Here is a 22,572-nt window from a genome sequence, read left to right on the forward strand (position 1 = left end):
CAGGGGTTTTAACACCTTATGCCCCGTTTCCGTTTTTGATTGTTGGGCTTTAGATCGCTGAGTCCAGAATTGATGTCCAAAACAGGAAATGCCGCATGAACTCCCTAGAAGAACTCGTCGTCTCGGCCCAGGCTGACTTTATCGCCGCCGCAGACGCTGCCGCACTTGAAAACGCCAAAGCCCGCTACCTGGGCAAGACTGGCCAGATTACTGAAATGATGAAGGGCCTGGGCAAGCTGGACCCGGACGCGCGCAAGGCGCAAGGCGCCCTGATCAATGCCGTCAAAGTGCAGATCGAAGACGCGCTGACGGCGCGCCGTGACGCGCTGGCCGATGCCCAGATGCAAGGCCGTCTGAACGCCGAAGCGATCGACGTGACCCTGCCAGGCCGTGGTCGCATGCCCGGCGGCATCCATCCCGTGATGCGCACGTGGGAGCGCGTCGAGGAAATCTTCCGCTCGATCGGTTTCGACGTGGCCGACGGCCCCGAAATCGAGAACGACTGGACCAACTTCACGGCGCTGAACAGCCCGGAAAATCATCCAGCCCGTTCCATGCAAGACACGTTCTACATCGACGGCAACGACACTGACGGCAAGCCGCTGCTGCTGCGCACGCACACGAGCCCGATGCAGGTGCGCTATGCGCGCACGCATACGCCGCCGATCAAGGTCATCGCGCCGGGCCGCACCTACCGCGTCGACAGCGACGCCACCCATTCGCCGATGTTCCACCAGGTCGAAGGCCTGTGGATCGCCGAAGACATCAGCTTTGCCGACCTGAAGGGTGTGTACCTGAACTTCGTCAAGGCCTTTTTCGAGACGGACGACCTGCAGGTGCGCTTCCGTCCGTCGTACTTCCCGTTTACGGAACCGTCGGCCGAGATCGATATCGCCTTTGGCTCGGGCCCGCTGAAAGGCCGCTGGCTGGAAGTGTCGGGCGCCGGCCAGGTGCACCCGACCGTGGTGAGGAACTTCGGCCTCGATCCCGAGAAATTCATCGGTTTTGCTTTCGGCTCCGGTCTGGAACGCTTGACGATGCTGCGCTACGGCATCAACGACCTGCGTCTGTTTTACGAGGGCGATTTGCGCTTCCTCAAGCAGTTTAACTAAGGCGTTTCATTATTCCATGTCACTCGATGCGCTGGAGCGTGCCCTTGCATGCTCGCGTATTGAACATTTGAAAGCTTGATTATGCAATTTTCCGAAAACTGGCTCCGTACCATGGTCGATCCGAAGATGACTTCGGACGAACTGGCCCATCTGCTGACCATGTCCGGTCTCGAAGTCGAGGACGTCGATCCGGTCGCGCCCCCGTTCTCGAACGTGGTGGTGGGCCTGGTCCTGGAGATGGAGAAACATCCGAACGCGGACCGCCTGAATGTGTGCCAGGTCGATGTCGGCACCGGCACCATGCTCAACATCGTTTGCGGCGCGCCGAACGTGCGTCCTGGCTTGAAAGTCGTGTGCGCGATGGCTGGCGCCGTGCTGCCGCCTGGCGCCGATGGCAAGCCGTTTGAAATCAAGGTGGGCCAGCTGCGCGGCGTCGAGTCGCAAGGCATGCTGTGCTCCGCGCGCGAATTGAAATTGTCGGAAGAAAACGCCGGCCTGATGGAATTGCCGGATGACGCGCCGATCGGCCAGAACTTCCGCGATTACTTTGCGCTCAATGACTTGAAATTCACCATCAAGTTGACGCCGAACAAGGCGGACTGCCTGTCCGTGCTGGGCGTGGCGCGCGAAGTGTCGGCCCTCACGGGCGTGGTCCTGAACGCGCCGCAATTCCGCACCGTACCCGTCAGCAGCGATGAAATCCTGCCGGTGAAAGTCAGCGCGCCGGACCTGTGCGGCCGTTTCACGGGCCGCGTCATCCGCGGCCTGAATGCCAAGGCGGCCACGCCGGACTGGATGAAGCAGCGCCTCGAGCGCAGCGGACAGCGTCCGCTGTCGGCCCTGGTCGACATTTCCAACTATGTCATGCTGGAACTGGGTCGTCCCAGCCACGTGTTTGACCTGGCGAAGATCCACGGCAGCCTCGACGTACGTTGGGGCAAGGCTGGCGAATCCGTCAAGCTGCTGAACGGCAATACGGTCGCCGTCGACGAGTGGATCGGCGTCATTGCGGATGACCAGGAAATAGAATCGCTGGCCGGCATCATGGGCGGCGACGCCAGCTCCGTGTCGGACGAGACGGACAGCATCTACCTGGAAGCGGCATTCTGGTGGCCGAACGCGATTCAAGGCCGCACACGCCGTTTGAATTTCTCGACCGATGCGGCGCACCGCTTCGAGCGCGGCGTCGATTTCGCCACCACCGTCGAGCACATCGAACGCATCACGGCGCTGATCGTGGAAATCTGCGGCACGCCGGCCACCACCGTCGGCCCCGTCGACGACCACGTGGTGAACCTGCCGCAGCGCCAACCCGTGTCGATGCGTACGGCGCGCGCGCAAAAAGTCATCGGCGTGCCGCTCAACGATGAGCTGATCGCCGATATCTTCACGCGCCTGGCCCTGCCATTCACCCTGGCCGACGGCGTGTTTTCCGTGACCTCGCCCAGCTACCGTTTCGACATCGAGATCGAGGAAGACCTGATCGAGGAAGTGGCGCGCGTGTACGGTTTCGAAAACATCCCGACCCTGCCGCCCGTGGCCGCGAACGTGATGCAGATTGCACCAGAAAATACCCGCTCCCTGTTTGCGGTGCGTCATGAGCTGGCCGACCTGGGCTTCCAGGAAGTGGTTAATATGAGCTTTGTCGATACGGCATGGGAGCGCGATTTCTCGGGCAACACGAACCCGATCAAATTGCAGAACCCGATCGCCAGCCAGATGAGCGTGATGCGCTCCTCGCTGATCGGCAGCCTGATCGCCAATGTGCGCTATAACCTGAACCGCAAGACGAACCGCGTGCGCATCTTCGAAGTGGGCGCCATCTACCAGCGCGACGACAGCGTGGAAAACGGTCCCCTGTCGGTGGCCGGCTATGCGCAGCCGAAGCGCGTGGCCGCCATGGCGTATGGCGCCGTGGCCGACGAGCAGTGGGGCCAGCCATCGCGCACCGTCGACTTCTTCGACGTGAAGGCGGACCTGGAAGCGCTGTTCGCGCCGCTGGTCTTGCGTTTCACCAAGGCCGAGCATCCAGCCCTGCATCCGGGCCGTTCGGCCAATGTGGAACTCGATGGCAAGGTCATCGGTTTCATCGGCGAATTGCACCCGCGCTGGATGCAAAAGTACGACTTGCCGCTGGCGCCCGTGCTGTTCGAAGTCGATGCGGATGCGCTGACGCAGCGCGTCGTGCCCGTGTACCAGGAAATCTCGAAATTCCCTGGCGCCAGCCGCGATCTGGCCGTGGTCGTCAAGCAATCGGTGGGCGCGCAGGATCTGCTCGACAGCTTCCAGGCCGCCGCCAAGGCAAGCCCGGCAGCACGTATCGTGCAAGCCATTGTTTTATTTGATGAATATCGTGGAAAAGGTCTGGAAGCGGATGAAAAAAGCCTTGCTTTCCGGATTAGCTTGCAAGATACTCAAAACACCCTGCAAGACGATGTCGTCGATGGCCTGATGGCTGTCCTGATCGAGGCCGCCAAGCAGGGCCACGACGCGAAACTGCGTTCGTAATTGCCGGGCCGGCCGTCGCTTTTGCGTGACGGCCGGCCCGCCGTCAACCGTTAACGCGTCCGCCATGTGGCGGGCTCGGGCGCACAGAAAAGGCAGGGCAGGAAAATTAATAATAGCGACGTTGATTCCGCCGTACTGCAGTCCGCACTGGCCGCCGATCTGCATCGGGCCATGCTGGTTGCCAAAGTGCGCCAGGAAGCGGAAAAAGATTTACCCACCTTGACCAAGGCGGAACTGGCCGAACTGTTGTTCGAACAGGTGGGCCTGAACAAGCGCGAAGCGAAGGACATGGTCGAGACCTTCTTCGACGAGATCCGCAATGCGCTCGAGCGCGGTGAAGCCGTCAAGCTGTCCGGTTTCGGCAATTTCCAGTTGCGCGACAAGCCGCAACGGCCGGGCCGCAACCCGAAGACGGGCGAAGAGATTCCCATCACGGCACGCCGTGTCGTGACCTTTCATGCGAGCCAGAAGCTGAAGAGCATGGTCGAAGAGACCAGTCCGCTGGCCCGTGCTGCCTGAGTGAGTGGCGATGAACGAGCGCATCAGTAAAACCGAGTTGATCGCCTTGCCGCCCATCCCGGCCAAGCGCTACTTCACGATCGGCGAGGTGAGCGAGCTGTGCGGCGTCAAGCCCCATGTGCTGCGTTACTGGGAGCAAGAGTTTTCCCAGCTCAAGCCCGTGAAGCGGCGCGGCAACCGCCGCTATTACCAGCACCATGAAGTGCTGTTGATACGGCGCATCCGCGAACTGCTGTACGAGCAGGGCTTTACCATCAGCGGTGCGCGTAACAAGCTCGACAGCCGTGGCGCGGCGCATGCCGTTATCGACGATCTGCCGCTGCTGCCGGACGGCCCCTTGCTGCCGCAGGAAGCGCCGCTCGATCGCGTATGGATACGCAATGAATTAATTGCGATTTTAAACTTGCTAAAATAAGATTTGTACCAATATAGGTCGGGTTGTCCGATACCGACTGACTATACTGAATTGGCGCCACGCCTCGGCGCATTGTTTTCGCGCACGGCCGGTATCGTACGGTGCGCCGCATTTTGAATATAATGTTAATGTTGCGTTTTTGTTAGTAACGCTGAACCGGAGCAGCGTTCAGGTTCCGGTAGTCTTTCCCAGACCAGGAAAATTTAAGGGGAAACAATGATACGCGTTGCCATTTGTGATGATCACCAAATAGTACGAGCTGGATTCAAACAGATTTTTTCGTCGTCGAGCGATTTCAGTGTGGTGGCGGAAGCCGGTACGGGGCGCGAAGCGCTCGATATCGCCCGCCGCGAAATTTGCGATGTGTTGCTGCTCGACATAGCCATGCCAGATCAGAGCGGCATCGATACCTTGCGCACGATCCGCCAGGGCCAGCCGGAATTGCCCGTACTGATCCTCAGCGGCTATCCTGCGCAGCAGTACGCGCTGAACCTGTTCAAGATGGGGGCGAACGGCTATCTGAACAAGGAATGCGAAGCCGACGAGCTGATGACGGCCGTGCGCACCGTGTTCCAGGGCCGCCGCTACGTCAGTTCCACCGTGGGCGAACTGCTGGCGCAGTCCTTCGACCGCGACACGAATGCCGCCCTGCATACGGAATTGTCGGACCGCGAGTTCCAGGTCTTCCTGCGCCTGGCGCGCGGCGCCACCGTGTCCGACATCGGCGTGGCCTTGTCGCTGAGCATCAAGACCGTGAGTACTTACCGTACGCGCATCATGGAAAAAATGGGCTTGCAATCCAACAGCGACTTGACCTATTACGCAATGAAAAACAATTTGCTTGACTAGCGCTGCGGTGCGATCATGGAAATATGATCGCTCAGCCAGCTAGCCAGGCACGACTTGATGTTGTGCAGTGCAGCAGTTTGTGGCGAGGACTATAATTGGCCGGCGCCGGCGCTCTCTCCCGCGCCGAACCTTGCTAAGGATGCACACCAGGATGTATTTCACCGCTGAACCGGCCCCGAATCACCGCCTGCCCCTGTACAAGACGATCCTGTGCGTGACTTGCGCCTTGCTGCTTGTACTCAATGGTTTCAGTCTCTTTCATAACCTGCAGTCGCTGAAGGGCACGAATGCCTTGCTCAGCCAGAGCGCCCGCGTGGCCGACCGCCTGCAGTATCTGAACGTGCTCGTGCTCGATGCGGAAAGCAGCTTGCGCGGCTATTTCATTTCCGGCTCGGAAACCTACCTGGGTCCGTCGAAGACGGCGTCCACGGAAATCGAAAACGAATTCAACGAGCTGCAGACCTTGCTGGCCGGCAGTCCCACGCAGCTGAAGAACCTGGCCCAGCTGAAAAGCTTGATCCGGCGCAAAATGTCGATGTTGCAACAGTCGATCGACGTCTACAAGCAGGGCGGGCTGGCCGAGATCGTCAATATTTCGCGCGTAACCGATGACCGCGCCACCATGGACGAGATCCGCCTGCAGGTGGTGATCATGACGCGCGAACAGAATGAAGCGCTGTCGTCCGGCAGCGCCGCCTTTTACCACGAGTACCAGAAAGCCGTCCTGCTGGGCATCGGCATCAATGCGCTGGCCATCCTCGTGCTGATCATGTTTTACCAGCTGGTGCGGCGCAGCTTCCAGAACCGCGCCGCCGTCGAGTATGCGCTGCAAAACGCCAACGACACCTTGGAATCGACGGTCAGCAAGCGTACCGAACAGTTATCCGTGCTGTCGCGTCATTTGATCAGCGTCAATGAAGTGGAAAAGGCGCGCCTGGCGCGCGAGTTGCACGATGAGCTGGGCGCCAACCTGACGTCGATCAGCATGGACCTGGGCGCCGTCACGCAGCAGCTGGCGCACGCGCAGCCGGAACTGGCCGCCCAATTGCGCCGCGCCAAGGCGACCCTGCTGGAAACGGTGGAGCTCAAGCGCCGCATCGTCGAAGACTTGCGTCCCAGCCTGCTCGACAACCTGGGCCTGTGCGCCGCCATCGAAAGCTATTGCGAGGATTTTGCGCGCATGAGCTCGGTGCGCTGCGACACGGACGTGGCCATCAATATCGATAACCGCGAAGCGACGCTGACCATCGCGCTGTTCCGCATCGTGCAGGAATCGCTGACGAATATCCTGAAGTACGCGCGCGCCGGCATGGTCAGCGTGACCCTGAAGCGCAATGAGCACGGCCTGGTGCTGCGCGTCATCGACGACGGCATCGGCATCACGGAAGATGCGCTGCAAAAACCCATGTCGCACGGCTTGCTGGGCATGCGCGAACGGGCCTTGCTGCTGGGCGGCACCCTGACCGTGCGCCAGGGCCCGGAAGGCAAGGGCACATGCGTGGAAGCCGTGATCCCGCTGCCGCTGACGCCGGAGCCGGAAGACATCGACGCGGATGCCGAGGCCTGAAGTTTCTTGGTGCAAAAAAAATGGCCGGGCAATTTGCCCGGCCATTTTTTTGCCTGTCTTGTTGATTCAGATCAGCAGCGCGACACGTCGCGCAGCAGGCGGTCGTATTCCGTCTTGGCCACCTTGTAGCATTCGCCCGCATAGCATTCGAGGCCGGCACGGTCCAGCACCGTGATATTGCCACGGCGATAGTGGATCAAGCCTTCTTCCTGCAGCTTGCCGGCGGCGGCCGTGATGCTTTCGCGGCGCACGCCGAGCATGATGGAAATGAGTTCCTGCGTCACTTTCAATTCGTTCGATGGCGAACGGTCCAGGCGGTCCAGCAGCCAGCGGCAGAGTTTTTGCTCGATCGAGCTGTGGCGGCCACCGACGGCGTTTTGCGCCATCTGCGCAAACAGGGCATTCGTATAGCGCATCAGCAACTGGGGCAGGGCGCCGCCCTGGTTGAAGGCATCGCGCAAGCTTTGCGTTTTCAGGCGGTAGCCGTAGCCGGCGCTCTGCACGACAGCCGTGCACATGGCGCGTTCGCCTGCCAGCAGCGAGGCACCGGCCACGCCTTCATGGCCGACGACGGCGATTTCCGTGGTGGCGCCGTCTTCCATCACATACAGCAGCGAAATGATGGCCGTGGTGGGGAAGTAGCTGTACTCGAGGTTGTTGCCGTAGGCATACAGTTCCTTGCCGAATGGCAGTTCCACCAGTTCCAGGTCTTCGAACAGCGATTCGAGCGCCGCGCGCGGCAAGGCGCCCAGCAATTCATTTTGTTGAGCACTACTGAGGCTAACCCGCGACGCAAGCTTGATTTCCCGGCCGGCCGCCGGCATGGCGCGCGGCAGCAACTGGTTCTTCTGGACCGGGGTGCTAAGTTGAGTATGGTTCATAGTATTCCTCACAGGCTTTTTACATCGGAGTGCGACTGCCGCGTTGCTGGCTGAAACAAGCCGCCGTTCCATTCGGTAACAGCGTTTTTTTTCAGCCGCGCGGTGCAGATCGCGATGTAGCTACTTTAAAAGCTTATGTAAGTGGCGAACATAAGATTAGCAGTCGCCACTTTGTAGTCTCTTTTGAGGCGAAATTGTAGTCCTAGTCCTACATGCACACTTTTGACTGTCAAGCCTTGCGCCGTTGTGTGCGATTTTGTGATATTACGCGCGGTTTATTCGCGCTCCACAGGCCGGCCGGACGCACGCTGGGCAAGCCTTCGCGGCTGGCCGGCGCCGCTGCCGGGCGCGCGCTGGCGGCGTCGCTTTCATGCAGGCGGAAGCGGCTGACGGCCTGCGTCAGCGCCTCGCCCTCCTGGTGCAGGCGCTGCGAGCCGGCGCGCGCCTCGTCGACCAGGCCCGCGTTCTGGCGCGTCATGTCGTCGATCTGCGCCAGGGCGCCATTGATCTGCGTGATCTCGGCATTCTGCTCGGCGCCGGCGCTGCTGATGCGCCCGATCACCACGGCCACCTGCTGCACGGCGTCCACCACCTGGCGCATGGTGCTGCCGGCCGTGTTGACCAGTTCGCCGCCGGCGTCCACGGTGGCGACGGAATCGCCGATCAGGCGCTTGATTTCCAGCGCCGCCGCCGCCGAGCGCTGCGCCAGGCTGCGCACTTCGGATGCCACCACGGCGAAGCCGCGTCCCTGTTCGCCGGCGCGCGCCGCTTCCACGGCCGCGTTCAGGGCCAGGATGTTGGTCTGGAAGGCGATGCCATTGATGACGCCGATGATGTCGACGATCTTGTGCGAGCTGGCCTTGATCGAGGCCATGGTCTCGACGACGGCGCTGACGGTCTCGCCGCCGCGCAGGGCCACCTCGGCCGCGGACGCCACCAGCGTGCGTCCCTGTCCTACGTGGGCTTCGTTGCGGCCCACGGTGGCCGTCAGCTCGCGCATCGAGCCCACGGTGGCCCCCAGCGCTTCCGATTGCGTGGCCGTGTGGCCGGACAGGGCGGCGTTGCCCTGCGCGATGTCGGCGCCGGCCGCCGCGATGACGGCCGCGCCGCCGCGGATTTCCTGCACCAGGGTGGCCAGGCCATGCGTCATGGCGCCGAAGTCGCGCACCAGGTCGCCGATCTCGTCGTGCGCCTGCGAGGTGATGCGCTGCGACAGGTCGCCCGCCGCCGCCGCTTTCACGGCCACGCGCAGTTGCGTGACGTCGCGCGCGAAGGCGGCGTAGAAGCCGGCGCACAGGTAGGCGGCGGCCAGCAGCACCAGCAGCATGGCGGCCAGGATCAGCGCGCGGCGCGCCTGGTCGCGCGCGATGCGCTCGGCCAGCAGATGGTCGAGCGCGCCGGCGGAGGCGCCAGAGAGCGCGTGCAGGGCGTCGATGGCCTGCATGCCGGCCGCGTGGAATTGCGCGCCCGAGGTCTGGTCGTAGGAATTCGTCACTTCATTCTTCGTGCGCTCGAGGAAGGCCAGTGCGGCCGGCAGCGCCTTCAGCGCCGGCTGCAGGCTGGCGTCCAGTGCCGGCTTGGCGGCGATGATTTCCGCGTAGCGGGCAGGCAGTCGTTCCAGTTCGTGGCGCGCGATCAGGGCGTTGGCGTTGACGAACTGGTCTTCATTCGCTTCGAACAGGCCCGTGTCGATGTAGGCGGCGCCGCGCCCGGCGATGTCGGCCAGGCCCTCGGCCAGGTCGGGCAGCGTGGCCGTAAACACGGCGCTCAGATGATTGGCGCCCGCGTCCGGGTCCAGGCTCAGGTGCGAACGGTCGGCCACCAGCTGGCTCAATTTGCCCGCCTGGCGCAGCAGCGCCGTGTGCGCCGCGTAGCTGTCGCGCGCCGTGATGGCGGCCTGGCGGCCCAGCAGGGCTTGCCATTGTTTGACCAGCTCGGCCGCCTGCGGCAGGCCGGCGCCGGCCTGCATGCGGCCCAGGCCTGCCAGCGCTGCCGTGATGCGCGGGTTCAGGGCCGTATTGTCCATGCCCGCCTTGCCGCTCAGGCGCAGGTGCTCGAGGCCGCGCCGCTGCTGCAGCAGGCGCGTGCCTTCGTGCAGCTGGCGCACATATGTCACGCCCCGCTGCGCATCCTGCGCCTGCGCCAGCGACTTGCCCAGTTCCGAGATCAGCAGGGTGGTCGCCAGCGCCAGCGGCAGCAGGAAAACGAGGCAGACGAGCATGAATTTGGGCAGCAGGCGCAAGCGCTGCATGAGACGGATGGCGGGGGTGAGGAGCATTTTCATCGGGTTTCCAGGGTAGGGTGACAACATTTCTGCAGTGCAATGTTGCCTGCCAATTGTGACCCCTTGATGAAGCGGGCCCCGGCATGTCCATTTTTGCCGCGCCCGGGAGTGGAACAGTTCACACGGAGTGCCCAACCTTCTGTAAAATCGAGGGTTTTTTGCGAGGGCCATATTATGGTCACCAATATGGCCAACGAGAACGACATCACTACCCCCGATTCCACCGACAGCGCGGACAGCGCGACCGATTCCGCCAGCAGCGCCGTCAGCAGCAAGGCGCCGGCCGTGATCGCGCGCGAAGTCAAGCGCCGCCGCACCTTCGGCATCATTTCCCACCCGGATGCGGGTAAGACCACCTTGACGGAAAAACTGCTGCTGTTCTCGGGCGCGATCCAGATGGCCGGTACCGTCAAGGCGCGCAAATCGGGCCGCCACGCGACGTCGGACTGGATGGAGATCGAGAAGCAGCGCGGCATTTCCGTCGCTTCCTCGGTGATGCAGTTCGAATTCCGCGACCACGTCGTCAACCTGCTCGACACCCCGGGTCACCAGGACTTCTCGGAAGATACCTACCGCGTGCTGACGGCCGTCGATTCGGCGCTGATGGTGATCGATGCGGCCAAGGGCGTGGAAGCGCAGACGATCAAGCTGCTGGCCGTCTGCCGCATGCGCAATACGCCTATCGTCACGTTCATGAACAAGATGGACCGCGAGACGCGCGACCCGCTGGAACTGCTCGACGAGCTCGAATCGGTGCTGAAGATCCAGTGCGCGCCCGTCACCTGGCCTATCGGCATGGGCAAGAACTTCCGCGGCGTGTACCACCTGCTGAACGACGAAATCATGCTGTTCAAGGCCGGCGAGGAAAAAGCCGACGGCGCCTTCGAAATCATCAAGGGCATCGACAACCCGCGCCTGCAGGAGATGTTCCCGCTCGAGATGGACCAGCTGCGCATGGAAGTGGAGCTGGTGCACGGCGCCTCGCATCCGTTCAACCTGGACGAATTCCTCTCCGGCGTGCAGACGCCGGTGTTCTTCGGCTCGGCCATCAACAACTTCGGCGTGCGCGAGATCCTCTCCGCGCTGGTCGACTGGGCGCCGGCGCCGCGCGAGCGCGACGCCACCGTGCGTTCCGTCGATCCGACCGAACAGCCATTCACCGGCTTCGTCTTCAAGATCCAGGCGAATATGGACCCGGCCCACCGCGACCGCATCGCCTTTTTGCGCGTTTGCTCGGGACGTTTCGAGCGCGGCATGAAGGTCAAGCATTTGCGCCTGGGGCGCGAAATCAAGGTGTCGAACGTGGTGACGTTCATGGCATCGTCGCGCGAACAGGTGGAAGAGGCGTACGCGGGCGACATCATCGGCTTGCCGAACCATGGCAACATGCAGATCGGCGACAGTTTTTCCGAAGGCGAGATGCTGACGTTTACGGGCATTCCGTACTTCGCGCCGGACTTCTTCCGCTCCGTGCGCATCCGTAATCCCCTGAAAATCAAGCAGTTGCACAAGGGCTTGCAGCAGCTGGGCGAAGAGGGCGCGGTGCAGGTCTTCAAGCCGGTGCTGGGCGGCGAACTGGTGCTGGGCGCCGTCGGCGTGCTGCAGTTCGAGGTGGTGGCCAGCCGCCTGCTCAACGAATATGGCGTCGACGCCGTCTTCGAAGGCACCAGCATCAGCAGTGCCCGCTGGGTCAGCTGCGACGACAAGCGCGTGCTGCAGGACTTCGAGAACGCGCTGGGCCACAACGTGGCCTACGATGCGGCCGGCAACATGGCCTACCTGGCCACGTCGGGCGTGAACCTGCGCCTGACGGAAGAGCGCTGGCCGAAGCTGACCTTCCACGCCACGCGCGAACATTCGGCCAAGCTGGCTTGATGTAGCGGTGGTGGTGTCGGATTGCGCGCTTTGCGCCAATCCGACCTACGCGCACCCTTGTTCAGACCGGCAGGCGTCGGCTCACGCGCCTTGCGCTAAGCCGGCCTGCCCGTTGATGGCGTAGGTCGGATTAGGCCAACGGCCGTAATCCGACAAGTGGCAGCTCGGATTAGCGCGGCAACGCCGCGCGTCATCCGGCGCCATCGTTGGCGCAATTCAAGCCGGCAGGATCGTCCGCGTGCTCCAGTCGCGCCGCTCCAGCAGCAGGGCCGTCAGCTGCGCCGCCGTCATGGGACGCGCGAAGAAGAAGCCCTGCACATTGTCGCAGCCGGCTTTTCTCAGGAATTCCACCTGCTGCAGGGTTTCCACGCCTTCGGCCACCACTTTCAAATGCAGGCTGTGCGCCATGGCGATGATGGCCGTGACGATGGCTTCGCCTTCGCCGGGCAAATCGTGCACGAAGCTGCGGTCGATCTTCAACTGGTCGATCGGCAGGCGCTTCAGGTAGGACATCGAGGAATAGCCGGTGCCGAAGTCGTCGACGGACAGGTGGATGCCCGTTTCCTGCAGGCGCCGCATCAGTTCCACGTTGGCGTGGATATTGTCCATCAACACGCCTTCCGTGATTTCCAGCTCCAGCAAGCCGTGCGGCAGCTGCGTTTCATGCAGGATGGCGCGGATATCGTCCATCAGCCCCGGATCGCGCGCCTGGCAGGCCGACAGGTTGACGGCCACGTGTTCCAGCGAGTCGAGCAAGCCCGCCTTGCACCAGGCGGCCGCCTGGCGGCAGGCGCTTTGCAGCACCCAGCGTCCCAGTTCGACGATGATGCCGCTTTCCTCGGCCACGGGAATGAATTCGGCGGGGCTCAGCTGCCCCATCTCGCGGCAGTTCCAGCGTATCAGCGCCTCGACGCCGACGATGCGGCCGCTGCGCAAGTCGATCTGCGGCTGGTAGTGCACATACAGTTCCTCGTTTTGCAGCGCCTTGCGCAGGTTGGCCTCCATGCGCAGGCGGCGCTGGGCGCGCAACTCCATTTCCGACTGGAAGACGGCATAGCGGTTCTTGCCCTGGTGCTTGGCGTGGTACATGGCCGTATCGGCATTGCGCGTCAGGGTCGCCACGTCCTGCGCGTCGAATGGGTATAGGCTCACGCCGATGCTGGCGCTGACGTACAGCTGGTGGCCTTCGAGGGCGAACGGCTCGGCCAGCACGGCGAGGATCTTGCGCGCCACGCTGGCCATTTCCGAGGCGTCGTCGGCCGGTTCGACGATGACGACGAATTCATCGCCGCCGATGCGGCAGATGATGTCGGTGGTGCGCAGGATGGCCACCAGGCGCTCGGACACCAGCTTGAGCAGCTGGTCGCCGCAATGGTGGCCCAGGGTGTCGTTGACGACCTTGAAGTTGTCCAGGTCCAGCAGCAGCAAGCCCACGCTGCTGTCCTGGCGGTCGGCGCGCGCCAGCGCGTAGGCCAGCGCATCGTTGAACTCATGCCGGTTCGGCAGCTGCGTGACGGGATCGACGTGGGCCAGGTAGTGCAGATGGTTTTCCGCATGCTGGGCGGCGATGCGCGTGCGCCGCACCATCAGCACCGTCAGGCCGAACGCGCACAGGCTCACCAGCAGGGTGAAGGCAGCAAAGTGCGCCAGGCTGCGGTATTGCTGTGCCAGGCTGGCGCGCAGGAACAGGGCGCCGCCGCCAGGCAGCGGCTTGAGCAGGCTGGCGTTGCCGGCCAGCAGGTCGACGTGTAGACCGGCAACGGGGGCGGCTGGCGCGGCATCGGCGCTGCTGCGCGCATAGCGGGCAAACGACGCGCCGTAGGGCGTATAGAGCAGGGCTTGCTGGATATGGGGGGCGGCCGCGAGGGGGGCGAGAACTTGTTCTGCGGCAAGACGATTGTCCTGGCGCAAGGCCATGGTGGCGGCGGGCGCCAGCATGTCGGCCTGGATGTGCAGGCCGCGCTGCAATGCCGCCTGCAGGGAAAACCATTGGAACAAAATCAGCAGCAGGCTGGCGCCGGCCAGCATGGCCGCCGCGGCCAGCAGGTTCAGCCTGGCTATCCGGTCGCCGCGCAACTGCGCCGACGGCAGCATCAATGGCGCCATCATGACGCCGTTTCCTGCCGGCCCCGCCTGCCGCCGCCCCGTGTGAACCTGCCTCGCCCTGCCATACTTTACGTTCCAGTCTGATGAAAACCGAAGTGAGCCGGAACTCTCAACGTGTTGTTAAGGCCGACATATTGTCATTTTGTAGCGTGAAAGTACAGGGTATGCGGCAATTTTGTGCGCCTGCCGCAGATGGGCGGCGGCAGGCAATGCGATAGCGAAGCGGTAAGGGCAGGCAGGCGCAAGACAAAAATCGGAGCATGTCTTTCTAATAATAATCGAATCTGAATTTTAATCCTTTTTTTGCGCGCCGGGTTTTTCCTCGCAAAGACATGCCAAGCGTAAACAAAATGCCATCAGGAATAACTTCTCGGCACCCGGGAAAATCGGGCAGTCCGCGCGGCGGTTTACTTTCGGTATAAATATTACCTTGCAAGTCATTGATTCTAATAAATTTTAATGGGGAATGCGCGAACGCTATGGCCTTGCTCGGCGAGTTCGTCCATAATCCGCTGATGATGGACGTTCTGATGCTGTTTGTTTTGTCTCGCGCGGCCAAGTACGGCGCCGCCAGCAAAACCGGACGTCGCCCTAATGATAATCAGTGAGGATATCTTGGAAAAAAAACCAAAAATTATTTTGTCGTCACAAGACCTGGAACGACTGGAAGCGTTGTTGTATGCCTTGGGAAATAACCTGTCGCCGGACAAGGCCGCCTTGCTGGAAGAGCTGGGCCGCGCCGAGGTGCTCGAGCCGCAGGAAATTCCACCCACCGTCGTGACGATGAACTCCACCGTGCGTTTCACGGTGGAGAACAAGGATGAGTTCTGCCTGACGCTCGTGTATCCGAAGGATGTGGAAGGCCAGGCCGACCGCATTTCCGTGCTGGCGCCCGTCGGCAGCGCGCTGCTGGGCCTGTCCGTCGGCGACAGCATCGCCTGGCCCATGCCCGGTGGCGTGGTGAAGGTGAAGATCGAAGAAATCGTTTATCAGCCTGAACGGGCCGGCGAATACCACCGCTAAGTACCGCAAGCTCCATGGCGGACGGCGCCTGCCGTTCGCCCGCCTGGCCGTGTATCCGATACCGTATTCCCGATAATTAGGTATTGCGTTGCACGCGCACCACCACCCATCCGGCCACGACCGTAAATGTGACGATGATGGCGACGATGATCCAGAAGCCCTGCGGATGCTGGGCCAGCGGAATTCCCCCCACATTCATGCCCAGCATGCCGGCAATGATGTTGATCGGCAACGCCAGCACGGTGACGATGGTCAGCACGAACAGGCTGCGGCCGTTTTCCTCGTTGACCCGGGCGGCAATCTCTTCCTGCAACAGCTTGATGCGTTCCTGCAGCGAGGACATATCGCTGAGCACGACGGAAAATTCCTCCGTCGACTGGCGCAATTCCAGGCTGTCCAGTTCCGACACCCATGCGGGCGGGCGTTGCAGCAGGCGGAACAGGGCCGCCGGCTCCGGCGCCAGCAGGCGCTGCAGCCGCACCAGCACGCGGCGCATGGAACCGAGGTCTTCGCGTTTGGGCACCAGGCGCCCGGCCAGCAGATGGTCCTCGATATCGTCGACCCGCGCCACGGCGTCGCGCACGATGTTGACCAGCACGTCGGCCTGGTCGCGCAGCAAATGGATCAGCAGTTCGACCGACGAGCGGATCGGCTCGCGGTTCTTGAGGACGGCCTGGCGCAGGCGCTCGATCGACTGCAGCGGCGCGCGGCGCGCCGTGATGACGAGGTCCTGCGCCACGCTGGCCCACATGGTGGCGATGTCGGACGCCTCGAACGAGAAATTGTGCACCACATCGTTGACGACGGCGATCAGGGTGTTTTCCGCCTGCTCGATGCGCGTCGAACGGGAACCCTGATGCAGGGTTTCATAGAATTCGTCGGCCAGCCGGGTGTGCGTCAGCAGCCATTTTTCGCTGGCCGCATGCGACAGATTGAAGTGCAGCCAGACGAATTCCTGCGCCGGGCGCGCCGCGCCATCGGCCAGCCAGGCCAGCGCGGCCCTTGAGTCGAGCGCCAGCGGCTGCGTTTCGCGACCAAACAGGAAGCCCCAGACCAGGCCCGAGGTGTCCGAACCATATGTAAAGCCGGCAGTTTCCATCGCCATCGTGAATCTTTCTCGCGCAGTGTGATTGATCGTCGCGCGATTCTAATACACGGATATGTCTGGGGCATGACAAGGCCACCGCGATGGGTGGCCTTGTGGGGGACTACGGCCGCGTGTTAACTGCGGCGCGGGTTGTCGGGCCGGTGATCGTCGCGGTTCGGCACGCCGTCACCGTCGCGGTCATGGCGGTTGCCATTGTCGCGGTCATAGCGGTTGGGGATGCCGTCGCGGTCGCGGTCGCCGTTCGGGCCGCGTGGCGACCAGCGGCCTTGCTCCATCTGCCAGCGGCCGTCGCGCTGGTTCCAGGCGGGCGGCGCATATACATAGCCGGGACGTTCGGCGATCCACACGCCCGGCGTCCAGGCGTAGCGCTGGGCGCGCCATTCCCAGTGGCCGGGCGCCCAGACGTAGCCGCGGCGCGCGCGGGGGATGGCTTCGCGGCGCGGTGGCGGCGGGGCGTTGCGGATCTCGTCATAGCGCACGGGCTGCACCTGCGCCGCGACCCAGCCGCCGCGGTCCAGGCGCCAGCGGTTGTTTTCCTGTATCCAGGCGGCGCGGCGGTACTGATTGCCGCCCCGTTCGCGCAGCCATTCGCCATTCGTCCAGACGTGGCGCTGGCCGTCCCAGTTCCAGTAGCCCGGCGCCCAGACATAGCCGCTGCGCGCGGGCGGCACGCTTTCGAACCGTGGCGGGGGCGGGGCGTTGCCGATGACAATGCTGACGCCGACCTGGCTTTGCGCCATGGCTTGCGCAGGCAGGAAAGCCGCGGTGCTGATGGCGAGCATGGCTGCTGCGTAGAGTGTGATGGGTTTCATTTCCGTCTCCATTTCGGTAATTGCGTGAAATGGACTATAGCGACTTGCTGGCGGCGGATACGCCTTTGATTCAACTTATTACAATTGACACAATGCTGTGTGTCCGTGTATCCGTGGCGGATACAAATGGCGGCCTGGCGCGGGTGGGAAAAGGGGCGCCAGGCGGCGTGGGGTCGGCATGCGGCGCTCAGATGGTGCTGGCGCTGGCGTTGGCCAGCATGGCCTGGCGCTCTTCGATCAGCGAGATCTTTTTCTCGTGTTCCGTCATGCGCTTGGCGCTGACCACCACCACGGGGATGGCGCCCGCTTGGGCCACGTCGGCCATGTTGGCGGCCGATGGCTGCATGAAGCTGACATAGCTGGCGCCGCAAGCGATCGCGACGGCGACGGTGAAGATGGCTTCCATGTTTTTCAGGGTTTTCATGATATGTCCTTTCGGGTGGCGGGTGGGTATGCATGCACTGTAGCCAGGCGCGCGCCCGGCCGCCATGCGCATGCGACCGGCCGCGTTTTTGGCGGGATGGCCTGCAAAAAAACGGCGCTGAAACGCCTGCGCATGGGGCCGGCAGCGGCACCGCTTGAATTGAGGGCTAAATAGCCCTGTATCCGGGCATATGAATGCAATTGCCGCATGGCATTATTTAAGACTGGACGGTGTTACGCACATGCCGCGCGCGGCGCGTGCCTGGCATGCCGTCCTGCTAGAATCGGCACAGCAGCCCGGTTGCGCACACGATCATTTTCATCAGGAGTCACACATGTTCCAATTGTTTGGTTTTGGCGGCGCCCGCTGTCCCCGTTGCGAGCACCGGAACGGTGCCGCCGCAGGCTACTGCGCGCAATGCGGCCTGTCGCTGGGCGCGCCCGACAGTGACGCGGTGCTGCACGCCAACCAATGGCGCCTGGCCGACGAGCAGCTGGCCCTGTTTTTCGGCGTGCGCGAACTGTCCTCGCTGTTCGGCGGCGCGGCGCGCCGCCTGCAGGTGCCGGCCGGGACGCGCGCCTGGATCGTGCAAACGGACGCTTTCACCTTGATACCCGCCGGCGACTACGACAGCGCCGCCTTTTTTGCGCGCCTGCCCGCGCTGCTGCCGGCGCGCCCGGCCGAAGTGCTGATCGCGCGCGCCGACGCGCTGGCGCTGGCATTCGACCTGCCCGACCTGGCCAGCACGGAAATGCTGTCCATCGCCGCCAGCCTGCGCATCGACATCGCGCTGGGCCAGCCCGATGCGTTCGCGCGCCAGTTCATGCGCGCGCCGGGCGCCGTTACGCGCGCCCACCTGCACGCCTTGCTGCTGCCCTCCGTGCGCCAGATCGCGCTGGAATTCATCGGCAGCCGCGCCTTGCGCGAGATGGACGCCAACGCCGACTTGCGCCCGGAACTGAACGAATGCCTGCAATCGGCCCTGACGCAGCGCCTGGCGCCGAGCGGCCTGGCCGTGGCGCGCGTGGAAACGCTGGCGCTGCGCCATGACAAGCGCGAGGGCGAGGGGGCTGCCTGCATCGGCACCCTGTGGCTGGGCGGCTTGCCGGCGCAGGAGCTGGAGCAGCACAGCATGGAGCGCATGAAACAGCTCGACCAGCTGTATGACGAGGAAGAGTGGCAGCGCATCCGCCGCGAAGAGATGGCGGCGCGCCATGCGCAGCGCCGCGCCGAGCTGCAGCAGGATGCGACGGTGGGGAAGGCCGAGCTGGGCCACCAGGAAGCGGAACGCCTGCAGGCGCTGCGCGGGCGCCAGATAGACCTGTATGGCCGCATCCTGGAAGCGAAATCGCGGCGCCAGGCGCTCGACCATGGCGCCGCGCTGGCGCTGGGCGAGCTGGAACAGGAACTGGCGCAGAAGGGTGCGCAGCGGGCCGACGAAGCGGCCAACTGGGAGCACGTGCGCGCGCTGGCGGCCATCAGGATGCGCGGCGAGCTGGAATTGTCGCAGTTGAACGGGCGCGAGCAGATCCAGCTGGCGCAGCAGCGTTTCACGCACCAGGTGCACCTGCAGGCGATCGCGCAGCAGATCGAAAGCGCGCTGCTGATCGACGACGAGGCGGGCCGCCGCACGCAGCTGGCGCGCCTGCGCCAGGCCGAGATGGAGGCGGCGCAGCGCGAGGCGCAGCTGGAGGCGGAGCAGCACAAGGCCGCCTGGCAGGGCCTGATGCTGGCCAATGCGGCGCGCAAGCGCGAGGCGGAGCGGGTACAGGAATGGGAAGAGCAGATGCAGCTGGCGCGCCAGCGCGAATTGCTGCGCGCCGAGGCGCACAAGGATGAAGCGGCGCAGGTGCAGGCGGCGGAGATCGCGGAAAAGGTCGCCGCCCTGCGCCGTGGCGGCGCGCGCGAGGACGCCATCGCGCAGCAGGAAAAGCTGCTGCGCACGATCGAGGCCGATGGCGTGCACGCGCGCCAGCTGCAGCAGCAGGCGCACCTGGCGCAGCTCGACGCGCTGGCCATCGAGGAACAGCGCCAGCAACTGCGCCAGCTGGAGCAGGAAGCGCAATGGCAGCGCGACTTGCTGGCCATGGCGCAGCAGCGCGACAGCGATTACGCGCGCTGGAAGGGCGAGTACGAATCCCTGCTGGCGCAGCAGGCGCATGCGGCCGAACTGGCGCGCATCGACATCGACCGCATCGAAAAGATCGGCAGCCTGAGCGACACGGGCAAGGTGGCCATGGCGGACGGCCCGAATGCGGCCGCGCTGGCGCAAGTGCTGCGGGTGCAGCTGCAGGCGGGCATGAGCGCCGAGCAGATCCACGCGCTGGCGGCGCTGGCCGCCGCCGAGAACAGCATTTCCCCCGCCGATGCGCTGCGCATGGCGCAGGACAGCGCGGCGCAGGAGCGCAGCTACCTGGAAGGCCAGGCCGAGCGCGAACGGCGCCAGCAGCTCGACCTGATCAACCTGCAGAATGCGGCGCACGCGCATGGCTTGACGGCGCAGGCGCAGCTGGGCGTGGCCGTGGCGCAGGCCCTGCAGCCCGGTGTCGGGCCGGGCGCCGCTGCGCCGTTGCGCTGCAAGAACGGCCATGCGCAGCGCGCCGGCCACCCGGAAGACAAATTCTGCGCCGCCTGCGGCGTCGCCCTGCAGCCTTGATGGAAGCGTTTCACCCCAGATGATGCAAAAAGCACGAGACAAACTGCGGGAACTGCGCGCCCTCCACGACGACGGGCTGCTCAGCGAGCAGGAATTTGAACGCCGCAAGAACGCCATCCTCGACGCCGAATACGCGCCGCCCGGTGCCGCGCCGGTGTCCGCTCCGCTGCCGGTGCGCCAGGGCACGGAACTGGGCTTCATGGCGGGCCAGGAAATCGGCCCGCAAAACCGCCGCTACCGGCTCGAACGGCTGATCGGCACGGGCGGCATGGGGCAGGTGTGGCAAGCCACCGACCTGGCCACGCACGCGGAGCTGGGCAGCAGCGAAATGGTGGCGCTGAAGATATTGCCGCCGCAGCTGACGCAGAGCGCCACGCATGCCAAGCTGCTGATCGAGGAAGCCACCCAGGCGAGAAAACTGGCGCATGAAAACATCGTGCGCGTCTACGAATGGGCGCAGGATCCGGCCACGGCCAGCTATTTCATCATCATGGAATGCCTGGACGGCGAAGACCTCGAACACTACCTGGGGCGCGAGGGCGCGCTGTCGCTGCCGGCCGTGCAGGAATTGCTGCAACCGGTGGCGGACGCCCTGTCGTATGCGTGGGAAAAGCACAAGCTCGTGCACCGCGACCTGAAACCCGGCAATGTCTTCCTGACGGCGAAGGGCGATATCAAGCTGCTCGACTACGGCATCGCCTCGCGCGTGCGCAATGCCGACAGCAGCCTGGCGCTGGACATGCCGAATGCGGGCACGCAGGGCTACCGGGCGCCGGAAGCGGGCGCGCACCAGCGCCAGCCCAGCCCGCGCCTGGACGTGTATGCGGTGGCGGTGATGATTTACCAGATGCTGGAAGGGCGCATGCCGTTTGACGGCTTGCGCAGCGCCAGCCATTTGCCGTCGGCGCCGCAGGCGCTCAACGCGGCCCAGTGGCAAGTGCTGCAGAACGGCTTTTCCCTGACGGCGGAATTGCGCCCGCAATCGGTGCAAGCCTTGCTGGAAGGGCTGGAGCGGGCCGCCGGGCCTTCGCCGGAGGAACTGGCGGAACTGGCGCGCCAGGAGCAGGCGCGCCTGGCGCAACAGCAAAAACAGGCGGCGCTGGCGGCGGAGCAGGCGCGCGAGGAAGAACTCAAACAGGCACGCGCGCGCCAGGAAGAACTGGACCAGCGCCGCAAGGCCGAGATCCAGGCGGCCGCGCTGGAAAAGCAGCGCCAGGACAAGGTGCGCCGCGAGCAGGAAGCGCAGCGCCACTTCGAGGCGGAAGAGGCGCGCAAGCTGCGCAAGGAAGCGTTGCGCGGCCAGTTGCGGGCGCGCCGCGAAGCCGATGCGGCGACGGCCTTGCAGGAACACCAGGAATTGCAGCGCAAGGCCATCGTCGCGAAAGCGGAAGCGGCCTATCGCGCCGAGCAGGAACGGGCGCGCCGCGAAGAGGCCAGCCGCGCCGCGGCGCAGCAGCTGCAGCCGCCAGCACGGGCGCCGGCGCCGGCGGCTGCCGAAGCGGAACATGCGGAGCCGGTGGCGAATGCGGAAGGCGTGCTGCGCGACGATTTTCTCGATGGCTCGGGGCAGGGCCCGGAACTGGTGCTCATTCCCAGCGGCCGCTTCCAGATGGGGGCGCACGAGACGGAGCACAAGGCGGCCCTGCAGGCAGGTTCGCAGCAGAGCTGGCTGGAGCGCGAGACGCCGCAGCACTGGGTCGGCATCGAGCGCCCGTTCGCGCTGGCGCGCCACCCTGTCAGCGTGGGCGAATGGCGCGCCTTCGTGAAAGCGACGGGGTGGGAGGCGGGCGGCGCGGAAACGGATTGGGATAATCCCGGTTTCGTGCAAACCGAGCTGCACCCGGTGGTGGGCGTGAGCTGGAATGACGCGCAGCTGTACCTGGCGTGGCTGAGCGAGCGCACGGGCCGGCAGTACCGGTTGCCCAGCGAAGCGGAATGGGAGTACGCGTGCCGGGCCGGCACGCGCACGGCCTTCAACGTGGGCAACACCATCAGCACCGAGCAAGCCAACTACGACGGCCTGTATGTGTATAACGGCGGCCCGCGCGGCGTGTACCGGGGCGGCACCAGCCCGCTGGGCACTTTCGCGCCGAATCCCTGGGGCCTGTTCGACATGCACGGCAATGTGTGGGAGTGGGTGCAGGACGTCGTGCACGATAATTACCAGGGCGCGCCCGTCGACGGCAGCGCGTGGGAAGAGGGCAGCGACAGCAGCCGGCGCATCCTGCGCGGCGGCTCGTGGCTGTACCACCCGCGCTACCTGCGCTCGGCCCTGCGCAACGGCTTTTCCACCGTGCTGTCGAACGATATCGTCGGTTTCAGGGTGGCGCGCACGCTCGATTAGGGTGGGCATGCCGCGGTTGCAAATCAACCGCCCTGGCGCACACGCGCCGGAGTGTCCGTGAGCCGCCAGCTGCTCATCCTGCGCGCCTG

Annotated in this window: 17 protein-coding genes; 11 read left to right on the forward strand and 6 right to left on the reverse strand. The window is 64.1% G+C overall.

Going from position 1 to position 22,572, the window contains the following annotated elements:
- Positions 1-95: 95 nt before the first annotated feature.
- The 6 genes from pheS to YQ44_RS08995 all read left to right on the forward strand — a co-directional run bounded on the left by pheS (position 96) and on the right by YQ44_RS08995 (position 6,970).
- Positions 96-1,112: a phenylalanine--tRNA ligase subunit alpha gene (gene pheS / locus YQ44_RS08970; protein ID WP_071323079.1), complete on the forward strand. Its 1,017-nt coding sequence runs from the start codon at positions 96-98 to the stop codon at positions 1,110-1,112.
- A gap of 81 nt (positions 1,113-1,193) precedes the next feature.
- A complete protein-coding gene (gene pheT / locus YQ44_RS08975) occupies positions 1,194-3,620 on the forward strand; it encodes a phenylalanine--tRNA ligase subunit beta (RefSeq protein ID WP_071323080.1) in 2,427 nt (808 codons plus the stop codon).
- A 171-nt stretch (positions 3,621-3,791) separates the two neighbouring features.
- Positions 3,792-4,139 carry an integration host factor subunit alpha gene (locus YQ44_RS08980; RefSeq protein ID WP_010399205.1) on the forward strand — a complete coding sequence of 116 codons (348 nt, stop codon included), beginning with the start codon at positions 3,792-3,794 and terminating at the stop codon, positions 4,137-4,139.
- 10 nt (positions 4,140-4,149) lie between these two features.
- Positions 4,150-4,554, forward strand: a complete 405-nt coding sequence (locus YQ44_RS08985) for a MerR family transcriptional regulator (RefSeq protein ID WP_071323081.1) — start codon at positions 4,150-4,152, stop codon at positions 4,552-4,554.
- 216 nt (positions 4,555-4,770) lie between these two features.
- Positions 4,771-5,403 (forward strand): response regulator, encoded by a 633-nt coding sequence (locus tag YQ44_RS08990; protein ID WP_034783185.1) that lies wholly within the window; start codon positions 4,771-4,773, stop codon positions 5,401-5,403.
- Between the two features lie 151 nt (positions 5,404-5,554).
- Complete coding sequence (locus YQ44_RS08995; RefSeq protein ID WP_071323082.1) at positions 5,555-6,970, forward strand: sensor histidine kinase; 1,416 nt, start codon at positions 5,555-5,557, stop codon at positions 6,968-6,970.
- Between the two features lie 71 nt (positions 6,971-7,041).
- Here YQ44_RS08995 and YQ44_RS09000 read toward each other — a convergent pair whose 3' ends face one another.
- Together YQ44_RS09000 and YQ44_RS09005 are read right to left on the reverse strand one after the other, a co-directional pair.
- On the reverse strand, positions 7,042-7,851 hold the full coding sequence (locus YQ44_RS09000; protein ID WP_071323083.1) for a Crp/Fnr family transcriptional regulator: 810 nt from the start codon (positions 7,849-7,851) through the stop codon (positions 7,042-7,044).
- A gap of 229 nt (positions 7,852-8,080) precedes the next feature.
- Positions 8,081-10,135: a methyl-accepting chemotaxis protein gene (locus YQ44_RS09005; protein WP_071323084.1), complete on the reverse strand. Its 2,055-nt coding sequence runs from the start codon at positions 10,133-10,135 to the stop codon at positions 8,081-8,083.
- Positions 10,136-10,309: 174 nt separating this feature from the next.
- Here YQ44_RS09005 and YQ44_RS09010 point away from each other — a divergent pair, with 174 nt between their 5' ends.
- Entirely contained in the window at positions 10,310-12,010 is a 1,701-nt protein-coding gene (locus YQ44_RS09010; RefSeq protein ID WP_442905901.1) for a peptide chain release factor 3, read from the forward strand.
- Positions 12,011-12,226: 216 nt separating this feature from the next.
- Here the strand turns inward: YQ44_RS09010 and YQ44_RS09015 are convergent, their stop codons facing one another.
- On the reverse strand, positions 12,227-14,119 hold the full coding sequence (locus tag YQ44_RS09015; RefSeq protein ID WP_071323085.1) for a putative bifunctional diguanylate cyclase/phosphodiesterase: 1,893 nt from the start codon (positions 14,117-14,119) through the stop codon (positions 12,227-12,229).
- A gap of 476 nt (positions 14,120-14,595) precedes the next feature.
- Between YQ44_RS09015 and YQ44_RS29665 the strand changes: the two genes are divergently transcribed.
- Complete coding sequence (locus YQ44_RS29665; RefSeq protein WP_257786881.1) at positions 14,596-14,724, forward strand: hypothetical protein; 129 nt, start codon at positions 14,596-14,598, stop codon at positions 14,722-14,724.
- A gap of 7 nt (positions 14,725-14,731) precedes the next feature.
- Positions 14,732-15,139, forward strand: coding sequence for a nucleoside diphosphate kinase regulator (gene rnk / locus YQ44_RS09020; protein WP_198043895.1), 408 nt, complete (start codon positions 14,732-14,734; stop codon positions 15,137-15,139).
- A 76-nt stretch (positions 15,140-15,215) separates the two neighbouring features.
- On the opposite strand, the gene YQ44_RS09025 is transcribed toward rnk, so the two are convergent.
- The 3 genes from YQ44_RS09025 to YQ44_RS09035 form a co-directional block, all read right to left on the reverse strand.
- The gene (locus YQ44_RS09025) at positions 15,216-16,244 is read right to left on the reverse strand and encodes a transporter (RefSeq protein ID WP_198043896.1); all 1,029 of its coding nucleotides are present in this window, start codon (positions 16,242-16,244) and stop codon (positions 15,216-15,218) included.
- 116 nt (positions 16,245-16,360) lie between these two features.
- Positions 16,361-17,059: a YXWGXW repeat-containing protein gene (locus YQ44_RS29500; protein WP_232251198.1), complete on the reverse strand. Its 699-nt coding sequence runs from the start codon at positions 17,057-17,059 to the stop codon at positions 16,361-16,363.
- A gap of 187 nt (positions 17,060-17,246) precedes the next feature.
- The gene (locus YQ44_RS09035) at positions 17,247-17,483 is read right to left on the reverse strand and encodes a hypothetical protein (protein WP_071323087.1); all 237 of its coding nucleotides are present in this window, start codon (positions 17,481-17,483) and stop codon (positions 17,247-17,249) included.
- Positions 17,484-17,817: 334 nt separating this feature from the next.
- Here YQ44_RS09035 and YQ44_RS09040 point away from each other — a divergent pair, with 334 nt between their 5' ends.
- A complete protein-coding gene (locus YQ44_RS09040) occupies positions 17,818-20,139 on the forward strand; it encodes a hypothetical protein (protein WP_071323088.1) in 2,322 nt (773 codons plus the stop codon).
- 19 nt (positions 20,140-20,158) lie between these two features.
- Positions 20,159-22,483, forward strand: a complete 2,325-nt coding sequence (locus YQ44_RS09045; protein WP_071323089.1) for an SUMF1/EgtB/PvdO family nonheme iron enzyme — start codon at positions 20,159-20,161, stop codon at positions 22,481-22,483.
- The last annotated feature ends 89 nt before the right edge of the window (positions 22,484-22,572 follow it).

The sequence above is a fragment of the Janthinobacterium sp. 1_2014MBL_MicDiv genome (assembly GCF_001865675.1).
Taxonomy (GTDB): domain Bacteria; phylum Pseudomonadota; class Gammaproteobacteria; order Burkholderiales; family Burkholderiaceae_D; genus Janthinobacterium.

What these genes read in the sequence shown, in the direction of transcription:
- pheS (WP_071323079.1), top strand. Translation starts at nt 96, where the DNA reads ATGAACTCCCTAGAAGAACTCGTCGTCTCGGCCCAGGCTGACTTTATC.
- YQ44_RS09035 (WP_071323087.1), bottom strand. Translation starts at nt 17,483, where the DNA reads ATGAAAACCCTGAAAAACATGGAAGCCATCTTCACCGTCGCCGTCGCG.
- YQ44_RS08995 (WP_071323082.1), top strand. Translation starts at nt 5,555, where the DNA reads ATGTATTTCACCGCTGAACCGGCCCCGAATCACCGCCTGCCCCTGTAC.
- YQ44_RS08980 (WP_010399205.1), top strand. Translation starts at nt 3,792, where the DNA reads ATGCTGGTTGCCAAAGTGCGCCAGGAAGCGGAAAAAGATTTACCCACC.
- YQ44_RS09005 (WP_071323084.1), bottom strand. Translation starts at nt 10,135, where the DNA reads ATGAAAATGCTCCTCACCCCCGCCATCCGTCTCATGCAGCGCTTGCGC.
- YQ44_RS09010 (WP_442905901.1), top strand. Translation starts at nt 10,310, where the DNA reads ATGGTCACCAATATGGCCAACGAGAACGACATCACTACCCCCGATTCC.
- YQ44_RS29665 (WP_257786881.1), top strand. Translation starts at nt 14,596, where the DNA reads ATGGCCTTGCTCGGCGAGTTCGTCCATAATCCGCTGATGATGGACGTT.
- YQ44_RS29500 (WP_232251198.1), bottom strand. Translation starts at nt 17,059, where the DNA reads ATGAAACCCATCACACTCTACGCAGCAGCCATGCTCGCCATCAGCACC.
- YQ44_RS09015 (WP_071323085.1), bottom strand. Translation starts at nt 14,119, where the DNA reads ATGATGGCGCCATTGATGCTGCCGTCGGCGCAGTTGCGCGGCGACCGG.
- YQ44_RS09040 (WP_071323088.1), top strand. Translation starts at nt 17,818, where the DNA reads ATGTTCCAATTGTTTGGTTTTGGCGGCGCCCGCTGTCCCCGTTGCGAG.
- YQ44_RS09025 (WP_198043896.1), bottom strand. Translation starts at nt 16,244, where the DNA reads ATGGCGATGGAAACTGCCGGCTTTACATATGGTTCGGACACCTCGGGC.
- pheT (WP_071323080.1), top strand. Translation starts at nt 1,194, where the DNA reads ATGCAATTTTCCGAAAACTGGCTCCGTACCATGGTCGATCCGAAGATG.
- YQ44_RS08985 (WP_071323081.1), top strand. Translation starts at nt 4,150, where the DNA reads ATGAACGAGCGCATCAGTAAAACCGAGTTGATCGCCTTGCCGCCCATC.
- YQ44_RS09000 (WP_071323083.1), bottom strand. Translation starts at nt 7,851, where the DNA reads ATGAACCATACTCAACTTAGCACCCCGGTCCAGAAGAACCAGTTGCTG.
- YQ44_RS08990 (WP_034783185.1), top strand. Translation starts at nt 4,771, where the DNA reads ATGATACGCGTTGCCATTTGTGATGATCACCAAATAGTACGAGCTGGA.
- YQ44_RS09045 (WP_071323089.1), top strand. Translation starts at nt 20,159, where the DNA reads ATGATGCAAAAAGCACGAGACAAACTGCGGGAACTGCGCGCCCTCCAC.